A 22,120-nucleotide genomic window follows, 5' to 3' on the forward strand; every position below is an offset into this window, starting at 1 on the left:
TTGCGACACAAGACGCCCGAGCCACTGATCGGCCGCCGCGAACCGGTCCGCAGCAGCGCTCTCTCGCCATCGCGACGTGCTTCCGTCCACGCTCGACGCTTCGATCTGTGGCGTCACCGTTCCGGACGCCGAACTGGAGGGTGCCGTCCGGGTCGGCGTGTTCGAGAGCGTCCCACCGCTCGACCGGGGAAGGGAGATCGTGTTCGCGCCCACTACCCAGTCGGCCCGCAACAGTGGCATCCTGGTCGTCCCCGGCTCTTTCGTCGGTGAGTTCTGGACGGGCTGATCCGCAGATTTAGCGTCAGTTTTGGAGTTCGACGGCGGCTTGGTTCAGCCTCGCCGCGATCCGGGTCGCAGCAGTCCGGAGGTGATCGCGGGCGGCACCGCCGTCGGTTCGGAGCGCGATCGGAGGTGCCCTGTCGGCCCCCGTCCGCTCCTCGTGAGTGCGGGGCAACTGGAGGCGACCGACGAGCGGGACGTCGATGCCGGGCGGACGCTCCGGATCACCGTCGCTGTCTTCCGTTCCGACGCCCGAGTCGAGTGGAATCCGCCCCAGAATCGGGACGTCGAACTGGTCGGCCAGGTCGTCGGCACCGCCGGTCCCGAAGATGTCGTGAACCCCTTCACAGTCCGGACACTCGAACCCGGCCATGTTCTCGACGATACCAAGCACTGGCGTGTCGTAGCGCGCGAACCCGACCAGTCCGCGAGCGGCGTCGTCGACCGCGACTTCCTGGGGAGTGGTCACGATGACGGTCCCGGCGACGGGGATGTGCTGCACCAGCGAGAGGTGTACGTCTCCCGTTCCCGGGGGCAAGTCGACGATCAGGTAATCCAGTTCACCCCACTGCACGTCGCCGACCAGTTGCTTGACGAACTCGTCGACGAGCGGGCCGCGCCAGATAACCGGGTCGTCCTCGCCGGCGACGAACCCCATACTCATCGTCCGGACGCCGTAGGTATCTCGAGGGACCATCTGGTCGTCGGTCGTCGCGTCGGGTTGTCGCTCGTCGAGGCCGAGGAGCGTCGGCGCGTTCGGGCCGTACACGTCGGCGTCGAGCAGGCCGACGGCCGCGCCCGTGTCCGCCAGCGCGACCGCGAGGTTCGCCGCGACGGTACTCTTGCCGACGCCGCCCTTGCCCGACGCGACGGCGACGACGTTCTTCACGTCGGGGAGCGTGTCGATGCGCTCTCCCGGATCGGCGGCGCTGGCCCGGAAGCCGACTTCGACCGCCTCGACGCGCTCGACGGACTCGGCGGCCGCCGCCACGCCCGCGGCGAGGTGCTCGCGGAGCGTCTCGCTCGGCACGGGGAGCGATACCTCGACCGACGCCACGCCGTCGCGCACGACGACGTCGCCGACGCCATCGATCGACGCGAGGTCGGCGTGGAGTTCGTCCTGCCCCACGTCCGCCGAGGCGATGGCCTCCCGGACGGCCGCGGCGGCATCGTCCCGCCGATCGGCGTGGGACGGCGCTGTGGCCCCACCGTCGACCCTCTCCGATTCGGACGCGTCGTCGGAGTCACCCATCGTCAGTCAGTCCCCGTCCCGCGGGCCGAACTCGTCCGGGTCCCATCGCTCCTCCCGGCCGACCGGGCCGTCCATGTACCAGGCGTCGTCCTCGTCGGGGTCGGTCGGCGGGGCGATCGGTCGCTTGAGCCACTTCGGCCGGCGCTTGCCGTCCGGCCCACCGGCCGGTCGGGTCTCCTCGACCCACTCGCGGTAGATTTCCATGGACCGATCGGTATCGACGTAGACGTCGCCGTAGTAGTCGTCCGGCTTCGCCGGCCGGACCCGGACCTTCTGGTGCCAGCAGTGCATCCCCGAGATGGGGTCGGGATGGGGCGCGTGCGTGAGGTTCTGCGGGACGCCCCCGTCGGTCCACCAGACCCGGGCGGAGTCGGGGTCGTCGCTGTCGAAGGGACCGATGCCGGACTGCTGGCGCATCCCCCAGCTGCTGTCATCGTCTTTCAGGTCGACCGTGACCTTCCCGTAGGGGTCGCCGCCCTCGTCGAAGTCCCCTTCGGCCTCGCCGTCGCCGTCGCGGTCGATCTTCCACTGGCCCATGTGGTGGCTCATCGCGGCGATCCCGGGTTTGATGGACTCGGTGACCCACACCTCGTTGACGTAGTAGCCGATGTCGGTCTCCACGCGCACGAGGTCGCCCGTCTCGACCCCCAGTCGCTCGGCGTCTTTGCTGTGGAGCCAGACGGGGTTGTTGTGCGAGATTTCCTCTAGCCACTTGGAGTTCGACGATCGGGAGTGGATCTGGGTCGGTAACCGGAAGGTGGGCACCAGCACCATCTCGCCGTCGTCGTAGTCGATGTTCTCGGGGTGGACGTGGCTCTTCAGGTAGTGGGGAATGGTGTACTCCTCGTCGTCCCAGCCCCACTCCGCGAGCGTCTTCGAGTAGAACTGCTGTTTGCCGGTCGGGGACGGGAACCCGCGTTTCGGTTCGCCGTCCACCATCACGCCTAGCACCTGGGTGTCGACGTCCGAGAGTCCGCCGTGGGGAATCGTGTCGTACCCGCCGGGGTAGTCAGAGCCCTCGTCGATTTCGGCCGACTCCGCCGCCCCGTCGGGAATCGAGACGTCGGCGTCCTCGTCCAGTACACGGTGGATGGTCCCGTACTCGTCGACGAACACGTCGTCTTCCTCGAGGAGTGCCGGATCGAGCGGCTCCTCGTGGAGTTCGTACTCGTTCCGGCTGGCCTCGAACGCCCCGTGGTGTTTCATGTACTCCAGGGGCTCCATACCGGCCTCCTCGGCGGCCTCGACGAGGTTCTCCTCGTGCTCGAAGATGTAGCGGTAGTACTCGTCGATGGTCATCTGGGGCGGTTCGTCCGTGGCCCCGTCAGTGCCCGTCGCCTCCCGATCGGCCGCGCCGTCGTCCCGCTGTTCGGTCGTGCCGCCGTTCGCCGCGGACGTCTCCCGATCGCGGTAGGGGCTCTCGAAGTACTCCCGGATTCCCAGTTCGCCGTCCTCGTCGATGCGCCAGGAGAGGTCCATCCAGAACTCGTCTTCCTCCCAGACCTCGCCCGGATTCGCCTCGTAGGTGCGCTCGATGTCCGCGCCCTCGCGCTCGGCGTATTCCCGCTGGACGGGCTGTCGGTAGGTGACCCACGTCGCGGCGTGGGTCTCCTGGCTCTGGATGTCGTGGCGCTCGGGGCTGTGGCCCATCGGCAGGACGTAGTCGGCGAAGTACGCCGTCTCGTTCCAGGTGGGCGTCAGCGCGACGTGCATCCCGACCTTGTCCTCGTCGCTCAGCGCCTCGATCCAGGAGAACCCGTCGGGGTAGGTGTAGACGGGGTTGAACACGCGGGTGAAGTAGACCGACAGCTTCCCGCGACCCTCCTTGAGGAAGTACGGCAGAAGCTGGCTCATCTCGTAGTGGGCGAACGGCCACTCCGGCGGCAACTGGAGTTCGTCCCAGAGCTTCTGGCGCGGCGGCTCCTTCGGCATCTCCGGCTCGAACTGGTGCCAGGCGTTGGGCGAGGTGCCGCCCTTCGTGCCGACGCTCCCGGTGAGCACGGACAGGAAGTGCAGCGTGCGACTGACCTGCCAGCCGCCCCTGTTCCCCGACGCCGCAGAGCGCCAGATGTGGCTGGCGAACCGGTCGCCGGCGAGACCGATCTTCCGGCCGACCTTCTCGATGGTGGCGGCGTCGACGCCGCTCTCCGCCTCGACGTACGCCGGCGTGAAGTCCGCGTACGTCTCCCGGAGCACGTCGAGGTACGTCTCGAACGTCCGCTCGCGTCCGTGGTGTTCCTCGTCGAGGAACTGCCGCCAGTTCACCCAGTTGCGGAGGAACTCCTCGTCGTAAAGCCCCTCCTCGAGGATGACGTTGGCCATCGCTAGCAGAACCGCGGCCTCGCTGCCGGGCTGAGTGGGCAGCCAGTAGTCCGACATGGCGGCCGTGTTCGACAGCCGCGGATCCAGAACCGCGAGCTGGCCCCCTTCCATGACGCCCTCGATGATGCGCTGGGCGTGCGGGTTGAAGTAGTGGCCGGACTCCAGGTGGGCGGACAGCAGCAGGATAAACTCGGCGTTGGCGAAGTCCGCACTCGGCCGATCGTACTTGTGCCAGAAGGCGTAGCCCGCCCTGGCGCCCGACGAGCAGATGTTCGTGTGGGAGTTGTGGCCGTCGACCCCCCAGGCGTTGATGACCCGGTCCATGTACCCCTCGTGGCCGGGCCGGCCGACGTGATAGGTGATCTCGTTCTCGCGGTCGTCCTCGATGGTCTCGCGCATCTCGGAGGCGATGTCATCGAGGGCGTCGTTCCAGGAGACGCGGGTCCACTCGCCGCTCCCGCGCGGCCCGTCCCGCTTGAGCGGATAGCGGATACGCTGGGGATCGTTGATCTGGTTGATAGTGGCCGGCCCCTTCGCGCAGTTGCGCCCCCGGCTTCCGGGGTGTTCGGGATTGCCCTCTATCTTGCGTATCTCGCCGGTCTCCTTGTCGATATAGGTCAGCAGACCGCAGCCTGCCTCGCAGTTGAAGCAGGCCGTGGGGACGACCGAGTACTCCTTCGGGAGGCCCTCGGACTCGTACTCGACCCAGTCGTGCCACTGCTCGGGGTCTGGGTAGGAGCCGAGTTCGCCCTCCGGGGCGATGCGGTCGATGCCGTCCACGCCGCGGCGCTGTCGTTGCTTCTTCGTCTCCTCGGTGCGGTTCGAGATGACGCCGAGTCGCTCGGCGACTTTCTCTATGCGGCTCGGTTCGAATTCGTGTCCCATAATTAGGCGAGCGAGATGGTCTGCGGGGCGGTTATCCAGCAATACTCGAAGGCAAACAGGCCGGCCAGCGCGAGCGCGCCGGCCACCGCCGCGAGGACGGGCCAGCCGACGGCCAGCGCGGCCAGCGGCAGCAGGATGCCGACGACGACGCCGCCGATCCAGAACGCCGTCCGGAACCGACCGCGGGTGATGCGCGCGGCGGCTTCCTCGGCGTCCTCGGTCTGGTGAGGCGTGAAGATCTCGGAGGCGACCAGCACGGCGTGCAGGACGAGGCCGGCTCCGAGGGCAAGCGCCGACGGACCGACCATCGCCTCGAATCCCGGCACACCCGCGACGCCGAGGACGATCAGTGTCGCGCCCCCGGCGACGATCGACTGCGCGAACATGTGCAGCGGCATCGCGGGGCTCTGCCAGAGGTCGCGTCCTTTCGACTGGCTGAACAGAAACGCCGTGTAGACCGCCGTCGCCGCGCCGAGGACGGCGGCCGCGCCCAGCGAGAGCGGGTGGACGACGGCTTCGATTCCCAGGAGTGCTCCCAGGACGGCCAGCCCGAGGTACGCGCCGGCCGCCGAGATGATGTAGGCTCCCTTCACGAGCCAGGAGTTCCAGTTCGGCCGCAACAGCACCCAGTGAAACCGGGTCGGCTGTTCGAGGTCCAGGACGAGGAGCACGCCGGTCGCCGCCAGGAACAGACCGCTGACGAACGCGCTCGCGCCGAAGGCGGTCACGTCGGGTTCGACTACGCCGAACAGCATGAACAGCGCCGAGAGCAGCAACGTCCCGGCCGAGATCCCCTTCGTCCAGGTGTAGGAGTACACCTCCCAGCCCCAGGACCCGTAGTGGTCTTCGCCGATGTCGTAGACCCGCGTTGCCTCCTCGTGGAGGAGTTCGTAGGCTCGCTCGGTCCGGCCTTTCGAGTCGTCGGACCCGCTCCGTCTTGCGGGCTCGGTTCCGTACCCGCCATCGGACTGGACGTCACTCGTGTTCGTCGACGACGCGGACGCGTCCTCCTTGCCGCACCCACAGGAATCACAGCCACAGTCCGTTCGCCCGCCGTCGGCGCGGGCATCCGCGTCGTCCGATCCCCCGGCATCGCCCAGCGAGACGTCGGACGCCGCGAGCGACTCGGCGGCCTTCTCGAGGTCGAAGTCGGGGACCGCTTCGCCCTCGGTCTCGACCTGGTGGGGAGCGTCGCTCCACATGTAGTGTTCCTCGCGGGCGGTCGTGCCCGGGGTGGTGCTGCCCTCGTCGCCGTCGACGTAGAACAGCTTCGGCTCCGTGCCCTTCTCGGGCTTGCGGGCCTGGACCTCCTCGCGGGAGGCGGTGCGGGCGATTTCGCTGTCGGGGTTCTCGAGATCGCCGGCGACGATCGCGTCCTCCGGGCAGACGGTGACGCAGGCCGGCTCTCGCCCCGTGTCGACCCGGTGGCTGCAGTAGTTACACTTCGCAGCCGTCTCCGTGTTCGGGTCGATGTAGAGCGCGTCGTACGGACAGCCCTGCATGCAGGCCTTACAGCCGATGCAACGCTCCGGATCGAAGTCGACGATGCCGTCCTCGCGTTCCCACAGTGCCGTCACGGGACAGACGTCGGTGCAGGGGGAGTCGTCGCAGTGGTTACACCGCATCACCGAGAAGTTGCGGTTCGTATTGGGGAACTCGCCTTTCTCGATGTACTTGACCCAGGTCTTGTTCACACCGATCGGGTCGTCGTGCTCGCTCTTGCAGGCGACGGTACAGGCGTGACAGCCGATACATCTCCTGTTGTCGATGACGAAGCCGTAGTTCGTTATAGGGGCCACCTCCGTTGAGTCATGGCAACGATCAACATGCGATCGGGAGTATACTTAAAGCTTGTGCGAATTGTACAATATACCGAATACAGAACACTTCGTCTGGGTACGGCTCGGAACGGATGCGCGGACCGACGGCAACCGATCGAGAACCTCCGTCAGAAACGAACATTAGAACCACGAATACCGGTATCTGTGGTTGAGACTATCACCCATTTTTCAACAATACGAATCTTTATTGTCTTGTACACGAGAGAAATATTGTGCGAGGTTGGCAAGACACATGAGTACGGAACACAGAGTCACCGAAACGCTCGACGTGAAAGGACTGAACTGTCCGATGCCAGTCGTCAAGGCGAAGCAGGCGGTAGACGGCCTCGAATCGGGAGACGTCCTCGAGATCGTCGCGACGGACCCCGGGAGCGTATCCGACATCGAGGGATGGGCGAACGCGACGGGCAGCGTAAAACTCCTCGAACAGGACGAGACCGACGAGGACGGCGAGACCGTCTACCGACACTACGTCCGGAGGACAGACGCATGAGCACGGATTCGCCGACGGAGGACGCGACGGCGGACCCGAGCGTGGCGAAGCTGCAGGAGCAGATCGACGAACTCCGGGAGGATCTCGCCGCCGTGAAAAACGACGACGAGCAAAAACGGATGACCATCATCGCGACGAAGGGGTCGCTGGACATGGCCTACCCGCCGTTGATCCTCGCGAGCACGGCCGCTGCCTTCGGCTGGGACGTCGTCGTCTTCCACACCTTCTGGGGTCTCGACATCCTCCACGAGGAGAAATCCCAGAACCTCAAGCTGAGCGCCGTCGGGAACCCGAACATGCCGATGCCGAACGCGCTCGCCGCGCTCCCCGGCATGGACTCGATGGCCACGAAGATGATGCAGAAGAAGATCGACGAGAACGGCACCGCCACCATCGAGGAACTGATCGACCTCTCGCTCGACAGCGGCGTCGATCTGCAGGCCTGCCAGATGACGATCGAGCTGATGGACTACGACGAAGACGACTTCTACGACGGCGTGACGACGGGCGTCGGCGCGGCCACCGCGTTGCAGCACATGGCCGAGGCGGACATCCAGTTGCTGGTGTAACCATGGCGACCGTCGACAAAATCGGTATCATCGTGTACAGCGACGATCCGAAGAGCCTCGCCATGGCCATGAACCTCGGCCAGGTCGCCCTGGCGATGGAGACGGAGGTCGTCGTTTACTTCACGTTCGACGGCCTCTCGCACCTGCTGTCGGGCGAGAAGGATCTCGGCGACTTCGAGCGGATGGTCGAGGCGGGCGTACCCGATCCCTACGGGTTGCTCGCGGACTTCGTGGAGGCCGGGGACGACCTCGTCACGACCGTGGCCTGCACGACGACCATCGATATGCTGGGCTGGGACCGCGAGGCGATGGACGAGTCGCTGACGACCGAGTTCGCCGGCGCGGCCGCGTTCCTCGACGAAACGGCGGACGCCGCCCACGTGTTCAGCTTCGGGTAGTCAGACGCCCGTCATCGCTTCTCGCGTCGCGGCGCAGTTTTCGGGCCACGCTCGACTCCGAACGCGCGCTCAGTCGGCACCCGCCTCCGGATCCGGCCGCGCGACGCTCTCGGCGCAGAAGCCGTCGCCGGTCGGCGCAAGCGAGCGCGCTGCCGGGCCGTTAGGTCCGCCGGCCGGACAGCGCGAGTCGATCGTACTGCCCTTGCGGGGCCCCGAGTTCCCGGAGAGCCTCTGTCAGGAGGCCGCGCATGCGGATTTCGGTCTCCCCATCGGTTCCGACAAGATCCGTCAGTTGATCCGGATCCGTTCGAACGTCGAAAAGCAAGGGATCCGCGTGGCGAGCGTGTGATTCCGCGGGGTAGCGCCAGACTGGGGCCTCCGCGTACGGAAGGAACGACCCGCATTCGGCGTCGGGCCTCGCCCGGGGCGGTTGGAACTGATCCGGATACGGGTTCATCATCGACGCCGAGTAACAGTACGTCGGGTCGTCGGCCTCACAGGGGTGGAGATACGTGTACCGTCCGTCGGTGATGTTGACTGACGAGCCCCAGTAGCCGTAAATCGCCCACTCCCTGATCCGTTCGGTGGTACCCTCGAGCAGCGGAATCAGGCTCCGGCCGTGTCGGCGATCGGCGTCGATTCCGAGCGCGTCGAGGATCGTCGCGTAGAGGTCGACGGCCGAGGTGAGCGCGTCGATCGTCTCGCCCGTCCGAGCGGTCTCGGGGTGCCAGATGAAAAGGGGCGTGTGAGCGAGCACGTCGTAGATCGGGGCGAACGGCTTGCCCATCCACCCGTGGTCGCCGAGGTAGTGGCCGTGATCCGACGTGACGATGACCATCGTGTCCTCCCAGCGCTCCTGCTCGTCGAGCGTCTCGAGAACGCGGCCGAACCAGCGATCGGTCATCGTCGTCTTGGCGGCGAATTGCGCCGTCACGAACTCGACCTGGCGATCGGAGAGCCGCTCGCCACTCCCGCCGGGTGAGTCGGGTCCATCCCCCTCGCCGTCGATGCGCCCGTAGAACGGCCAGATCGTCAGTTCGGAGTCGTCGAGGGGCTCGTCGGTGTACATCGACGCGTACGATTCGGGGACGTCGAACGGCTCGTGAACGTCGAAGCTATCGACGTAGCAGAACCACTCGTCCCACTCCCGGTTCTCCGTGAGCCACTCCGCGGTTCGCCTGAAGACGCGGGGCGCAAAGTACTCGCGTTCGTCCGCGACGTCCGCGACGTTTCGAGCGTAGACCGTTCGATTCACCAGATCGGACGGGGCTCCCGTCTCGGCGTTGAGTTGACTCGCGAACGTTCGGTCCGGCGGCGTTCGTGGATTCGTCCGGTGGGCGTCCCACTCGTGACCGCGAACGAACTCGTACCCGTTGAAGTCCTCGTAGTAGCCGTGACTTCCGTGCTGGAAGTAATGGTAGTGATCGGTGATCAGTTGGGTGACGATACCGGAGGCCCGCGCCAGCCGAGGGATCGGCGCGTCGAAGGGTTCGATCGGCCCCCACGACCGCCACAGGAACTCCTGCGTCCCGGTCAGCCACTCACGGCGAGCGGGCATACACGGGAGGCTTCCGGCGTAGTGCGTGTCGAACACCGCCGCTCGCTCGGCGAAGCGATCGAGGTTCGGCGTCGCCACCTGATACCCGAAGCCCGTCGGTTCGTCCCGATAGACCTCCAACACGTCGCGCCGGAGGCTATCGATCGAGATCAGTACCACGTTCATACCTCAGCCTGAGACCAGGAATCGACTTCACTCTACGGACCGATCGCACGCGGACGATAGACCGGCGCGACGTGCTGCTGGTCAGTTCGTTCCAGTGACGGTCTCACTTCAGGACGGTACCGAGCCTCGATCCGAACTAGCGTTCGCACCCGCGCTCCGTTCGAGGAAATCGCCTCCCGACTACCAGTTACGTACAAATATATTTGATGAGTAGTAGACTATTCGTGGAGGCCTATTTCCGGTCTGCGCTCGTGTGCGTACCTATGGCACGCCAACCCGTTCGGTTCACCCCGTTCTACCTCGCAGGTGCGCTGTTCCTGCTCGCCGGCCTCGTATTGGCTGTCTACCACGGTCTCGAGCAGTTCGATCTCGTTCCGCGACTCGGATGGGTTTCGTGGAGTCACATCCACTTCGTGACGATCGGCGGCTTCACGCAGCTCCTGTTCGGGACGCTCCCCCTACTCACGGCTCGAAAGCTCGATCGACGGCTACCCTCGAAGTGGTACGACTGGCTGAGCTTCGTCGGGCTGAACGGCGGGTTCCTCCTGCTGTGGTACGGACGCGGCTGGAACCACACCTGGGCATTTGACGGCGGTCTGGTTGCGATCTGGCTACTCGTCGCCGGATTGCTGGTCGTGATGCTGCGAATGATCATGCAGAGCGGTCGCGCGTGGAACGCGACGATCGGGCTGTACCTGGCGTCGGTCTTCGTGTTCCTGTGGGGAATCACGTACGCGTACGGACTATTCGCCCACGTCTGGCAGGTTCCCGGAGGCTGGCTCGGCCTGCGCGAAGCCCACGTTCACGCCAACGCCTGGGGATTCCTCGGGCTCGCGGCCATCGGCACGCTCTACGATCTCTTCCCTCGCGTGCTCGGTACCGATCTCTACAGCGAGAAGCTACAGAACTACTCGGCGTGGTTCTTCGTCGTCGGCATCTTCCCGCTGATCACCGGCCCCTGGATCGGAATGGGTCGGACGGTCACGGCAACCGGGCTCGTCCTCTTCGCGACGGGCTTCGCACTGTACCTGTACAATCTCGTCCAGACGTACCGATCGGTGGATTCCCGATCGGGCATCGCGCTGTCGGTGCTGGCCGCCCAGTTCTGGATGCTCGGGCCGGCGGGCTTCGCCCCGTTCGTGTTGTTCGGCGTCGAGTGGGTCGACCCGGCGTACATCGAAGACGGGGCTCTCCACTTCTTTTTCGTCGGCTGGGCCCTCCCCATCGCGCTCGGCGGACTCTTGCTCTATTTCCGAAATCTCCCCGTCCTGCGGAAGGAGCGGTCCGGACTCGGGGACCGGGTCGATTCAGCCGATGCCGTTCCGGACGTGGACGTCCCGTCGGTGATCTCGACGTGGATGGTCTGGCTCTGGAACGGTGCGATCTTGCTCGTGGGCGTCGGGTTCTTCTACCAGGATCAGTCGTGGTCGGCGTACCTCTTCGGGCCGGGATACACCGTCCTCGTCGTCCTGTGGGGCTACGAGTTGGCGCAGGTATTCCGCCTGCGCCGGTCACTCCCTGCTGACACCGAGACGACTGCTGATACTGGTCTTTGAAGATCGACCACACGACGGTGACGTCGGGACCGACGGATTCGTACACCCCTGCTCGGCCAGACGCGGGATCGGCGGCAACGGTACGCGCGGACGGATCCCGTTTCGTTCGATATCGTTGACGAACCCATAGTTTTTTGAAGTCATTCGTGCTAACAGTTGCCACTATGTCCGGAGGCGTAGAGACAGATCCGCCGCTGTTGCAGCGTCTTTACGACCGTATTTGGCTTATTGCACTGGCAGCGATCCTGTTCTGGGCACTGTCGTACGTGCTGTGGGGATACGTCGACATCTTCACCGTACCGCCGGGGTGATTCCGTGACGTCACCACTCAAACCGCCGGACGGCAATTGGTGGAACCAGCCGATCAACAGGCGTGAGGGCATCTGGCTGGGCCTCGCGGGTACCTGGTCGGTCATCATTTTCGGCTGGATGAGCGGTTTCACCCGCTTCGGTGACCAGAATCCGATCGGGGAGACGTACGAGGTCAGCGCCAGCGAGTTTCAGGACAAGTTCTCGGAGTACGAGGATTCCGCGGAGGAGACCGATGCCGGATTAGTACCTCCGGGCGACGACGTGTACATCGCCGGGATACGGTTCTCCTGGCAGGGGACGCCGGTCGTCCTCGAGACCGGCCGGGAGTACGACTTCCACCTCAGCTCGCTGGACGTCCAGCACGGGTTCTCGATCCGGCCAGAACACGCGCTGAGCCAGCAGATGAATTTCCAGGTGCTGCCCGGTTACGAGTGGGTTCTGCCCATGGAGTTCGACGAACCCGGGGAGTACCACATCATCTGCAACGAGTTCTGTGGCCAGGGACACAGAACGATGCACGGGCGGATCGTCGTGAGGGATTCATAGATGTCGACGCTCGGTCTCTTCGATAACGACTACGACGAGGACGGGTTCCGGCGCTGCTCCGTGACAGGGTTGAACGTCCATCGAACCGTCGAGAATCTGGTCAAGTTGTTCGGCCTGTCGGCGGTCGTAGCGATGGTGATCGGCGGCACCTTCGCGTTCTTCGTCGCGATGACGCGGTGGGAGGTGATCGGGTTACTCGAGGCCCAGGATTATTACGTTCACCTCACGCTTCACGCCTGGAACCTGCTGATCTTCTGGATGGTGTTCATGGAAATCGCGGTTCTGTACGTCGGCGGGCCGATGGTGCTCGGCCGTCGACTGCCACTGACCGCGCTCGCAAAGACCGGCTGGGTGACGATGGTCGTCGGGGCCGTTCTCGTCAATCTCGGGGTCTGGATGACGGCCCCGCCGGATACGGCGCCACTGTTGACGGCCTACGTGCCGCTGACGGCTCATCCGTGGTTTTACGCCGGGGCGATCCTGTTCATACTCGGCGCCATCGTTGCGGCGATACCCTTCTTCGTGACACTGTGGCGAGAAAAGCGAGGCCAGCCGTACAAGACCCTGCCGCTCATCGCCTTCGGCGCGTTCGCAACCTCGATCATCGCCTTCGAGGCGCTGGTCGGCGGCCTCGTCACGTTCGTGGTCGCGTTCCTCTGGCGAATGGAGTTCATCGGCTGGATGGACGCCGCCTGGTATCGTCACATGTACTGGACCATCGGCCACAGCACGCAACAGATCAACCTCGCGGCGATGGTGACTGTCTGGTACTTCCTCACACACGTCGTCGGCGGGGCCGAGGTCGTCAGCGAGAAGGTCTCGCGGACCGCGTTCATCCTCTACATCTTCTTCATCAACCTCGGGGCCGCACACCACATCCTGTCGGATCCGGCGGTTTCCACGGGGTGGCGCATCTGGAACGCCTCCTACGCGATGTACGGCGCTGCCTTCGCCAGCATGATTCACGCGTTCGCCATCCCGGCCGGCATCGAGGCGGGTCGACGCAAGCGGGGGCTGGGCGGCGGGCTGTTCGGCTGGCTCACGTCTGCACCGTGGAACAATCCGGTCTTCTCCGCGACCGTGTTCAGCATCGTCCTGTTCGGTTTCGTCGGCGGCATCACCGGCGTCGTAATGGGCCAGTTGCAGGTTAACATGACGTGGCACAACACGTTCGCGACGGTCGGTCACTTCCACGCCACCGTCGCGCTCGGAACGACGCTCGCCTTCATGGGACTCGTCTACTTCGTCGTCCGCACGATGTTTCTGCGTCGATTCGTCTTCGATCGGCTCGCGACCCTCCAGCCGTACCTCTACGCCGGCGGGATGGGTATCGCGACGCTCATGATGCTGTACGCTGGCCTCCTCTACGGCGTGCCCCGTCGAACCGCCGAGGTGGTCGAGAACATCCCCGGTACGGAGTTTAACCTCGCTGCGGCCGCTCCGCTGTTCGCGATCTTCGGCGTCTTCGCCGTGATCGCGATCCTCGCCGGTGCGGCGTTCGTTCTGGTGGCGGTCGCATCGATTCTCGTCGGCGAGCGCGTCGATGGAACCGGCAGCGACGCGGACATCGTACCGGACGGGGGCGCGACGGTCGACGAGGACGATCCGGTCCACGCCTACGAGATGCGGGGGACCTTTCTCCTCTGCCTCCTCTTCCTGGCCGTATTCGTCGCGTCGTACGTGGCGAACTGGTACCTGCTCACCGAACTATGGTCGGTTGGACTGTGATTCCCACCGATCGTCGTCGCAGTCTCGGGATGTTCGAACGCACCCCACGACTACGACGTCCCGATGACTGAACGAAGCACGGGTCCGCCGGAACTGGGGGGACCAGTAACGTGGATCCGAAACGTCGTCCGGCGGTCGTGGAACGACCTTCTGAGCGTCTACTACGCGAACACGCTCATCTGGCGCGTATTCAAGAGCGGAGCCCTCGTTTTCCTCGGTCTGTTCTGCTGGACGGGGGCGAACCTGCTGCTCTCGTATCGTCCCGACTGGGGGATCCTGTGGTACGTGATGGCATACGGATTTCTGCTTCTCTTCTGGGGACCGTTCACCCACTTCGTCGTCGTTCCGTTCGTCATTCGAATGCGGAAACGCGGAGACGGGCCAATCGCACGCTTCATCTCTCGGCACGGATCGAAAACGAATCTCACCATCTTCCTGATACTCGTGCTCGTTCTCGGGACGTTTCCCGTCGGCCCCATGACCTTCGAGTTTCAGTTGCCGTCCGGCAGCGAATCGAGCGGGGACGTCAACCCGCAACTCCAGTGTACGAAGTCCGAGGAGGAGGTTCACTGCCACCTCTCGGACTCTCGAGGGATCGATCAGCTCGTCGTCACGTCGAGTGATAGAACGATAGAGACGGTCGAAGAGTCCCCGTTCGAGTTCGACGTCCGGATCGACGAACTCGAGTCCGTCCGCGGACAGAAACAGTTCACCGTCGAGCTACGGGATAGCGACGGCCAGACCCTGCGGAGATACGTTCGCGTTGTAGAGACGATTCCGGGCGAATGATCACCTTCCTCGAGATTCGGATTCACAGCAACTCACGTCGGGAATTCGTGACGACGAGGACGCTACTGGTGGCCATCGCGACGGCCGCGAAGAGCGGGTTGAGAACGCCGGCGACGGCCAGGGGAATCGCGATCGCGTTGTAGCAGAGCGCCCAGCCGACGTTCTCTCGGATGCGGCGTCGCGTCGCCGAAGCGAGTTCGAACACGGCCGGGACATCGTCCAGCGCCCCGTCGACGAGCACGACGTCCGCTGCGTCCGCAGCACGGGCCGTCCCGGCGATCGCGATCCCGACGTCGGCCGCCGCCAGCGCCGGCGCGTCGTTCGTTCCGTCGCCGACCATCGCTGTCGAACCGGTAGCTCCTACCCGACGGATCGTCGCCGCTTTCCCGTCGGGTGGAACGCCTGCGAACACTCGATCGACGGCGGGGTGGTCGCGGAACCGTGCGGCTGCCGTCTCGTCGTCACCCGTGAGGACGATCACCCCTCGATCGTCGAACGCGTCGAGCGTCCGTCGCCAGTCGCCCCGTTCGCGGTCTCCGACGACCGCGACCGCCGCCGGTCGACTTCCTCGACCGACGACGGCGGGGACGTCGCCGTCTTCCCTCGCGTTCTCGACGGCCGCCCGGAGGCGATCCGGGAGCGGTCCACACCGCCGCTCGACGAGTTCGTCCGTTCCGACGACGACCTCCTCGCCGGCGACATCGCCGCTCACGCCCTCTCCGGGATGGCGTTCGAAGTCGGTCACCGTTCCCGTCTCGACGTCGGCGAAACCCCGATCGCCGTCGTCATCCTCCCCGTCCCTGCCCGTTCCACCGTCGGTCACAGCCTGTGCGTGGTCGACGATCGCGGACCCGATCGGGTGAGACGACCGCCGCTCGACGGCGGCCGCCGCAACCAGCGCGTCGGCGTCGCCGATCACCTTCCGAACGGTCATCTCGCCCGTCGTGAGGGTCCCCGTCTTGTCGAAGACTACCGTGTCGACCGTCGGTGCGTCCTCGAACAGCGATCCGTTGGTGACGACGACGCCGCGTCCGAGCGCGTCGCGGAGGCCGCCAGCGACCGCCAGCGGCGTCGCCAGTCCCATCGCGCAGGGACAGGCAGCGACCAGAACCGTCAGCCCGGCTAACAGTGCCCCTGCTATCGGTTCACCGACGGCCAGACGCCAACCGGTTACGCCCGTCCCCAACAAGAGGACGAGCGGTACGAACACCGTCGCGAGGCGATCGGCGAATCGCTGCACTCCGGGCCGATTGCTCTGTACGGTCCAGAGCAGCGACGTGATGCGATCGAGCGTACTTTCGGCGTCTTCGTCTACCGCGAAGACGAGCGCGTCATCGGTGACGACGCTCCCGCCGATGACGGCATCTCCCGGCCGTTTCGTACTGGGAAGCGACTCCCCCGTCAACACGGCCTCGTCGACCGCAGCGACGCCTTCCACGACGGTCCCGTCGATCGGAACGCGCTCGCCCGGTCGGACCACAACCTCGTCTTCCGGTTCGAGGTCGTCCACGTGAACCGTCTCCGTTACCCCGTCTTCGTCTCGACGCGTCGCCTCGGTGACCCGCGTCGTGATGAGATCCGACAGCAGGCCGGTCGCCCGTCGCTTTCGTTTCCCCTCGTAGTAACTGCCGGCGGTGACGATGATCACGATCGCGATCGAGACGTCGTAGTAGAGGTGGATGCTCCCGGTGATGAGCGCGACCGTACTGTACGTGAAGGCCGACAGTATCGCCACCGAAAGGAGGAGGTCCATGTTCGGCTGCCGCGCTCGAACGCTGACGTACGCGCCCCGGAGTATCGGCCATCCGGTGTAGAAGACGACGATACTCGAGAGCGTTCCGATGACCGCCATCGGGAAATAGAGACCGAATACCGAGGTTCTATCGGCGGTGAGGATACCCGTCTCGATTCCGACGTAGCTCGGATAGAGGAAGAAGACGTACCACGGCATGACGAGCATCGCGAGAAACCCACCGACGAGCAGTCGCTGAAGCGTCTCCTCGTCGCGGTTCGGCCGATCGTCGTCGGTTCGGTCCCTGCGTTTCGCGGTGTATCCGTATCCGCTCAACACCGCCGGAATATCCGCCACGTCGATCCGCTCGGGATCGTATCGTATGCGTGCGGTGTCAGTCGCGTAGCTCGCCTCGACGGAGTCGATCCCGTCGCGGGATTCGCCCCGAAGGGAGAGGAACGCCTCGCACGTGGTACAGTGCATTCCGCCGATCTCGAGGAAGACCTCCTCCAGTTCGTCGGCGGCCGTGACGGCTGCGTCGTCGTCGGCGACGGTACGAGAGTACTCCCTGACCGCTGTCGTATCCACGTCTTCTATCTCGTCGACCGCTCGAGCGACCTCCAGACACCCACGACAGCAGAACGATCCCCGAACGTCGGTCGTCGTGACGGCTGGCGTCGGTGTCGGCAATCCACACAGCGTACACTCGTCGGTCATATTCGGATCGACGGCTGATAGTAGGGACGGTCGACGTGTGGAGCGTCGATATCTAACGGTGCCGATCCGTGCGAGAAGGGGACGGATCCTGGAGCGAGGAACGCGACGCCGAGCACGCGATGCGCGCTCGAACGCTGATTCGCGGTCACCGATCGTCGAGACGCGCTGGACCGCGACACGCGGTCGGCGTTCGTATTCGCCGTCGGCGGTGCGAGCGGGGGAGCACCGACGGTGGCCGCGCAGGCGATCATTCGTCGTACCACCCGTTTGTCGCTGGTGCGCTGCGGAGGATCGCCGTCGAGAGCGAAATCGTCACTCCACGGGTTAACTCGGCGCGACGAAGCGCACGCGGGCACCCCCGTGACGATTCCATTACTGGAAACTGTGGGTCTAGCAGCAAAAACTCTAGTGGGGAACCGACCGCTAGATCTTCCCCCCGAGGACCGTTCGGACGGTCGACGGTACCGAACCTCGGAAAATTGTACCGTGATCGAATCGGGATCTCTCGAACAGGGCTCGAGAAGACCTCTCCCCGTCAGCGGTGAGAACCCACCTCGCACTCGGCAGGTGACCGATAACCGAGACGAGAGCGGGACACGAGGTCACAGTTCGTACTTGAGGTAGACGCCGAGATAACCGCCGATCGCGCTCAATCCGATCGTGTACAGCGCGCCGACGACCAGCATGAAGACGGCCATCATGCCGAACGCGAGGGGCGGACCGCCTGGCCCGACGCCGAGGAGGAACGTCACGAAGAACAGGCCGATGAGCACGAACGGGACGAGCATGATGAGGCCGGCGATCGCACCGACTCTCAGTCCGTCGTTCGTGTCGCCGCCCTCGAGGTAGCCGGCGACCGCGCCACCGAGGAGCGTCGACAGTGGGATGAACGAGAGGACGATCCCGGCGACCGCGCCGATCAGCGCGTTGACCGCGGTGCTTGAACGCCTGTCCGTCTCCGGTGCATCGGTCGTGGTCGACGGGGATGGTTCGGGGTCCATGCGGGAAGATACTGACGCCCTGGCAAAAAATAGTGGTATTCTTACACGCTACTACGAGACGGTGAGCGTTTCTCGTGGACTCGCTACTCGAACCCGTCGTTCGTCGAGGAAACACGAGAAGCCTGTTCGTGCATCGTTGCTCAGTGATCGTTTCGCTCCCCCACGCGGTCGAGGAGAACCCGTCCGGATGCGTTAGAACACGAACCGCTCGACGGCCCGACGAAGGGGACCGGAACTCCCCCAGTTCGACTCGACCTGAATCGCCGTGCAGTCGACGCTGTTGACGATCCTGTCCGCCGGCCGACCGAACAGGTTCCCCCGTATCCGTCCTCCGTCCGTCCCGATGACGAGAATGTCGGCGGAGGTGGTCACCGAGACGAAGTCCCGTTCGGGGTCGTCGGTCTCGACGATCGAACTGTTCACCGGAACCGAACACAACGACTCCAGTTCCGCGAGGTACTCGTCTATCGTCTCGCGTTGCGTCTGGGTCGCCGCGTCATCGAGTGGGTACAGCAGGTCGATGCTACCCCCGGCCTCGCTCGCTAACGCGTTCGCGACGGTGATCTTCTGCGGATCGAAGGGTCCGCGATCGGTAATGACCGTAACGGCGTCGACCCGGTCCAGATCGCGGTCCTCGATGAGCAAGACGTCACACGGTGCCTTGCGGGTGATCCACTCCACGGGAGTGCCGAACACCGATGCGTACAGCGGGTCGTCGCTTCGTTCGAGGAGGAGGAAGTCCGCACCCTCGTGTTCGGCGAAGTTGACGATCGCCCGCTTCGTGTCGTGGCTTACGATCTCGCCGTAGTGGACCGGGACGTCGAACTCCTCGGTGAGGGGCGCCGTCCGCTCCTCGAACTCGATGTCCGCCGGCGATTGCGTCTCCGATGCCTGTCGGAGCGGCACCTGGTCGGGAACTTCGTCGAACTGAACGACGGTGACGGTCCCGTCGTTCTCGCGAGCGATATCGGCGGCGATCCGCAGCAGTGTACGCTCTCGCCGCCCGCTCGTCTCCTCGGTGATCGCGACGAGCACCTCGTACCCGGCAACCTCTTCGAAGGTCGATTTAGTCCGCTCGACGGCCTTGCGGCCGACGGTCCGCCGTACGACGTCCGTGGCGGCGCCCTCGCGCTGGACGCGGTCTCGCGCGTAGTAGGCGTACCACAGCACCGATCCCACCGTGATGACGACGGCGCCGACGAGCGGGATCGTTCCCATATACCCGATGAGCAGGAACCCGCCGGCGATGCCGACGATCTGGGTCCACGGATACAGCGGGGAGTGGAAGCTGGGGTCGTACTCCCCGACGTTCCCCTCACGGAACGCGATCACCGCGCCGTTGACCAGGGCGAATACGACGATCTGAAAGGCGCTCGCCAGTTTCGCAATCTGAAGGATCGGAACGAACGCGATGAGCAGCAGCATCACGGCACCCGTGAGCGTGATCGCCCGCACGGGCGTTCCCCACTGCTCGTGGATCGCCGTCAGCGACGGCGGCGCGAGTTCGTCTCGGGCCATCGCGAACGGATATCGGGACGAAGACAGAACACCCGCGTTGGCTGTACTGACCAGTGCGAGGACGGCCGCGACGATGACGGCGACCACGCCCGGCCAGGCGAGCGTCGCCTCGGCCGCGTGGATCATCGGCACCGCGGAGTCGCTCAAGAGGTCCGGTGGCGTCACGCCGACCATCACCACGACGATGAGCACGTACAGGAGCGTCGTGAACGAAAGCGACGCCAGGATCCCGAGCGGGATGTTTCGATCCGGGTTCTCGACCTCCTCGGCTACGCTCGCGATCTTGGTCACACCCGCGTACGAAACGAACACGAGGCCAGTAGCGGCGAGGAGACCACCCGATCCCTTATCGAAGAACCCGCCGTAGTAGGTCCCGGTCGTCGACCGGAGTCCACCGGCGACGAACCACACCATCGCCGCGAGCATCACCGTGACGATGGCGATCTGGAGGCGTCCGGTCTGTTTCGCACCGAGGAGGTTGACGAGGACGAGAACGGCTGCCAGCGCGATCGCAACTGGCTTCACTGGCAGGTCGAACAGGTACAGCAAGTAGGGGACGCCCCCGACCAGCGCCAGCGCTCCCTTGAACGACAGGGAGAACCACGTCCCGATGCCGGCGATCGTTCCGAGCAGCGGCCCCATTCCGCGTTCGATGTAGATGTACGTACCGCCGGCCTCCGGCATCGCCGTCGCCATCTCCGCCTTGCTCAGGGCGGCCGGCAGGACGAGTACCCCGGCGAGCAGGTACGCGAGGATGACCGCCGGTCCTGCCGTCTTCAGTGCCAGGCCGGGAAGGATGAAGATCCCGCTTCCAATCATCGCGCCGATACTGATAGCAACGACCGCGAACAGTCCGAGGTCTCGTTCGAGTTCTTTTGGCATTACGGGAGTGCAGCGATGTAGATCAGCAACGTTCGGCTACCTTTTCACCGGCATCGAGGTCGTGCAGACGGTGTCAACGTCGATGGCCCCGAACGCAGCCGCATCGTGCGGGCCGGCAGGGCGTCGCTCACGAGTAGTTCCGTACGGGTCGATCGTCCCGGATCAGCATAAAACCGGCGTTTTCATTCAGGAATCCCCAACATTCCACCCGTACTTTTTCGGTTCCGCCACACAACCTATACAGGTGAGACTGAGAATCCCGAACCTTCGTCGGGGGGCAGTGATTCTCTCCCGAGGACGCGCAACGGAATCCGCGAGACGTCGCTATACGTCCTCGACGTCGAACCCGTAGAAGGCGCACTCGTACTCGTTTCGTATCAAGTCCTCGTCGACGACTTCGAGGCCGAGTTCGTCGAGATCCCGGCCGATTCGGCTCAGGTCGTCGCCGTCCGATCCGATCGCTTCGACGTGGACGTTCTCGGTGCCGGTCATGATCTCTCTAACTGCGACGACGCCTGACACCTCCAGGGCTTTCTTCGCGAGGGCTTCTCGATCGGGGATGGGCGCAGTGCAGACGATGAGCGTCTGTAGCTGATAACTGGCCTTCTCGTAGTTCACTTCGGGTCGGTAACCGGTGAGGATGCCCGTTTCCTCCAGATTCCGGATCCGATTCCGGACCGTGCTGGCCGAGACGCCTGCCCGTTCTGCAATCTCGCTCGCCGACGTCTTGCGGGCGTCCTGCTGGAGACTGTGTACGATTCGTCGATCGAGATCGTCGAGCGGCTTCTCGCTCATACCCGCGAGTAATCGCGCCGGGGAAAGTAACTTTTCCCGCAGTACCGGCGGTCCGTCAGTGGATACCGAAACGGTCGATTTCGATCGGAGCGTGTGACCGCGCTCGCCGTCAGAAGTTCTGGCCCAGTTTCTCGCGGCTGATCCGGACGCCGGTCGGCGTGATGATGATCTGATCTTCGCCTTTCCGGACGATGTCGCCGTCGACCTCCTGGGCGACCTGCCGGAGTTCGTCGACGATGTGTTCGACGGTTTTGTCCTCGGTTCGCAGGCGCGTGATGTCCGCGACGACCAGATCACCGTCGTAGACGGCGTCTTTGATGTCGATGGCGTCGGCCTGGTTGTCTACCTCCGCGATGTGGACCTGCATCGTCGCCTCTGTCGACTCTGCGGGTACGTCGTCGAGGCCCAGTTCGACGTAATCCTCGGCGGTCCGGGACTGGTTGCCGCCGAGAATTTTGCTCATGAGTCCCATTGCCGATATCCACCGGGGCCGCGAGTATAGTTCTTACGTCAGACGGAGTGTCACGTGACCCGATACGAGGTGCAGTGACTGTTTGCGGAGGCCCCCGACGGGCCCGATCCGGTTTACCTGACGGTCACCGATGCGGCAGGCACCGTCACAGCGGACCGATTACAAATCAAACGGTGAGTATCGGTTCGTAGGGCCTCGACGAGAGACGAGTCTCGATCTCGTCCCCGTGATCCGGAAGGTACCAGCAAATCTTTCGATTATTACTCACGCGTCTATCTAATGAACGTATGTAGGTTCGGATAATGTTCAA

The 22,120-nt window shown here is 64.6% G+C and carries 18 protein-coding genes; 9 read left to right on the forward strand and 9 right to left on the reverse strand.

Annotated features, from left to right (window positions below; all coding sequences use genetic code 11):
• Window positions 1–76: 76 nt before the first annotated feature.
• On the forward strand, window positions 77–286 hold the full coding sequence (locus MUG98_RS16870) for a hypothetical protein (protein ID WP_265108594.1): 210 nt from the start codon (window positions 77–79) through the stop codon (window positions 284–286).
• 15 nt (window positions 287–301) lie between these two features.
• Here the strand turns inward: MUG98_RS16870 and MUG98_RS16875 are convergent, their stop codons facing one another.
• Genes MUG98_RS16875 through MUG98_RS16885 form a run of 3 tightly spaced genes read right to left on the reverse strand, consistent with a single transcriptional unit; the run spans window position 302 to window position 6,537 of the window.
• The gene (locus tag MUG98_RS16875) at window positions 302–1,531 is read right to left on the reverse strand and encodes an Mrp/NBP35 family ATP-binding protein (RefSeq protein WP_265108595.1); all 1,230 of its coding nucleotides are present in this window, start codon (window positions 1,529–1,531) and stop codon (window positions 302–304) included.
• A 6-nt stretch (window positions 1,532–1,537) separates the two neighbouring features.
• On the reverse strand, window positions 1,538–4,738 hold the full coding sequence (locus tag MUG98_RS16880; RefSeq protein ID WP_265108596.1) for a molybdopterin-dependent oxidoreductase: 3,201 nt from the start codon (window positions 4,736–4,738) through the stop codon (window positions 1,538–1,540).
• Between the two features lie 2 nt (window positions 4,739–4,740).
• Window positions 4,741–6,537: a 4Fe-4S dicluster domain-containing protein gene (locus tag MUG98_RS16885; RefSeq protein ID WP_265108597.1), complete on the reverse strand. Its 1,797-nt coding sequence runs from the start codon at window positions 6,535–6,537 to the stop codon at window positions 4,741–4,743.
• Between the two features lie 274 nt (window positions 6,538–6,811).
• Between MUG98_RS16885 and MUG98_RS16890 the strand changes: the two genes are divergently transcribed.
• The 3 genes from MUG98_RS16890 to MUG98_RS16900 are packed head-to-tail and all read left to right on the forward strand — an operon-like array spanning window position 6,812 to window position 8,039.
• Window positions 6,812–7,072 (forward strand): sulfurtransferase TusA family protein, encoded by a 261-nt coding sequence (locus MUG98_RS16890; protein ID WP_265108598.1) that lies wholly within the window; start codon window positions 6,812–6,814, stop codon window positions 7,070–7,072.
• The gene (locus MUG98_RS16895) at window positions 7,069–7,641 is read left to right on the forward strand and encodes a DsrE/DsrF/DrsH-like family protein (RefSeq protein WP_265108599.1); all 573 of its coding nucleotides are present in this window, start codon (window positions 7,069–7,071) and stop codon (window positions 7,639–7,641) included. The genes MUG98_RS16890 and MUG98_RS16895 overlap by 4 nt, the downstream gene beginning before the upstream one ends.
• Window positions 7,642–7,643: 2 nt before the next feature.
• Window positions 7,644–8,039 (forward strand): DsrE family protein, encoded by a 396-nt coding sequence (locus MUG98_RS16900; protein WP_265108600.1) that lies wholly within the window; start codon window positions 7,644–7,646, stop codon window positions 8,037–8,039.
• Window positions 8,040–8,199: 160 nt separating this feature from the next.
• On the opposite strand, the gene MUG98_RS16905 is transcribed toward MUG98_RS16900, so the two are convergent.
• Window positions 8,200–9,762, reverse strand: coding sequence for a sulfatase family protein (locus MUG98_RS16905; RefSeq protein WP_265108601.1), 1,563 nt, complete (start codon window positions 9,760–9,762; stop codon window positions 8,200–8,202).
• A 263-nt stretch (window positions 9,763–10,025) separates the two neighbouring features.
• Between MUG98_RS16905 and MUG98_RS16910 the strand changes: the two genes are divergently transcribed.
• The 5 genes from MUG98_RS16910 (at window position 10,026) to MUG98_RS16930 (ending at window position 14,693) form a co-directional block, all read left to right on the forward strand.
• Window positions 10,026–11,318, forward strand: coding sequence for a hypothetical protein (locus MUG98_RS16910; RefSeq protein WP_265108602.1), 1,293 nt, complete (start codon window positions 10,026–10,028; stop codon window positions 11,316–11,318).
• Between the two features lie 164 nt (window positions 11,319–11,482).
• Window positions 11,483–11,629 (forward strand): hypothetical protein, encoded by a 147-nt coding sequence (locus tag MUG98_RS16915; protein ID WP_265108603.1) that lies wholly within the window; start codon window positions 11,483–11,485, stop codon window positions 11,627–11,629.
• A gap of 4 nt (window positions 11,630–11,633) precedes the next feature.
• Window positions 11,634–12,176, forward strand: coding sequence for a cupredoxin domain-containing protein (locus MUG98_RS16920; RefSeq protein ID WP_265108604.1), 543 nt, complete (start codon window positions 11,634–11,636; stop codon window positions 12,174–12,176).
• On the forward strand, window positions 12,177–13,904 hold the full coding sequence (locus MUG98_RS16925) for a cytochrome c oxidase subunit I (protein ID WP_265108605.1): 1,728 nt from the start codon (window positions 12,177–12,179) through the stop codon (window positions 13,902–13,904).
• Window positions 13,905–13,967: 63 nt separating this feature from the next.
• Window positions 13,968–14,693 (forward strand): hypothetical protein, encoded by a 726-nt coding sequence (locus MUG98_RS16930; protein ID WP_265108606.1) that lies wholly within the window; start codon window positions 13,968–13,970, stop codon window positions 14,691–14,693.
• Window positions 14,694–14,715: 22 nt separating this feature from the next.
• On the opposite strand, the gene MUG98_RS16935 is transcribed toward MUG98_RS16930, so the two are convergent.
• From MUG98_RS16935 to MUG98_RS16955, 5 genes are all read right to left on the reverse strand, one after another.
• A complete protein-coding gene (locus tag MUG98_RS16935) occupies window positions 14,716–17,142 on the reverse strand; it encodes a heavy metal translocating P-type ATPase (protein ID WP_265108607.1) in 2,427 nt (808 codons plus the stop codon).
• Window positions 17,143–17,744: 602 nt separating this feature from the next.
• Window positions 17,745–18,143: a DUF5518 domain-containing protein gene (locus MUG98_RS16940; RefSeq protein WP_265108608.1), complete on the reverse strand. Its 399-nt coding sequence runs from the start codon at window positions 18,141–18,143 to the stop codon at window positions 17,745–17,747.
• A 192-nt stretch (window positions 18,144–18,335) separates the two neighbouring features.
• Window positions 18,336–20,543 carry an amino acid permease gene (locus tag MUG98_RS16945; protein WP_265108609.1) on the reverse strand — a complete coding sequence of 736 codons (2,208 nt, stop codon included), beginning with the start codon at window positions 20,541–20,543 and terminating at the stop codon, window positions 18,336–18,338.
• 324 nt (window positions 20,544–20,867) lie between these two features.
• Window positions 20,868–21,338 carry an Lrp/AsnC family transcriptional regulator gene (locus MUG98_RS16950; RefSeq protein ID WP_265108610.1) on the reverse strand — a complete coding sequence of 157 codons (471 nt, stop codon included), beginning with the start codon at window positions 21,336–21,338 and terminating at the stop codon, window positions 20,868–20,870.
• 109 nt (window positions 21,339–21,447) lie between these two features.
• Entirely contained in the window at window positions 21,448–21,810 is a 363-nt protein-coding gene (locus tag MUG98_RS16955; RefSeq protein ID WP_265108611.1) for a cell division protein SepF, read from the reverse strand.
• Window positions 21,811–22,120: the final 310 nt, after the last annotated feature.

Source organism: Halosolutus halophilus (assembly GCF_022869805.1).
Lineage (GTDB): Archaea > Halobacteriota > Halobacteria > Halobacteriales > Natrialbaceae > Halosolutus > Halosolutus halophilus.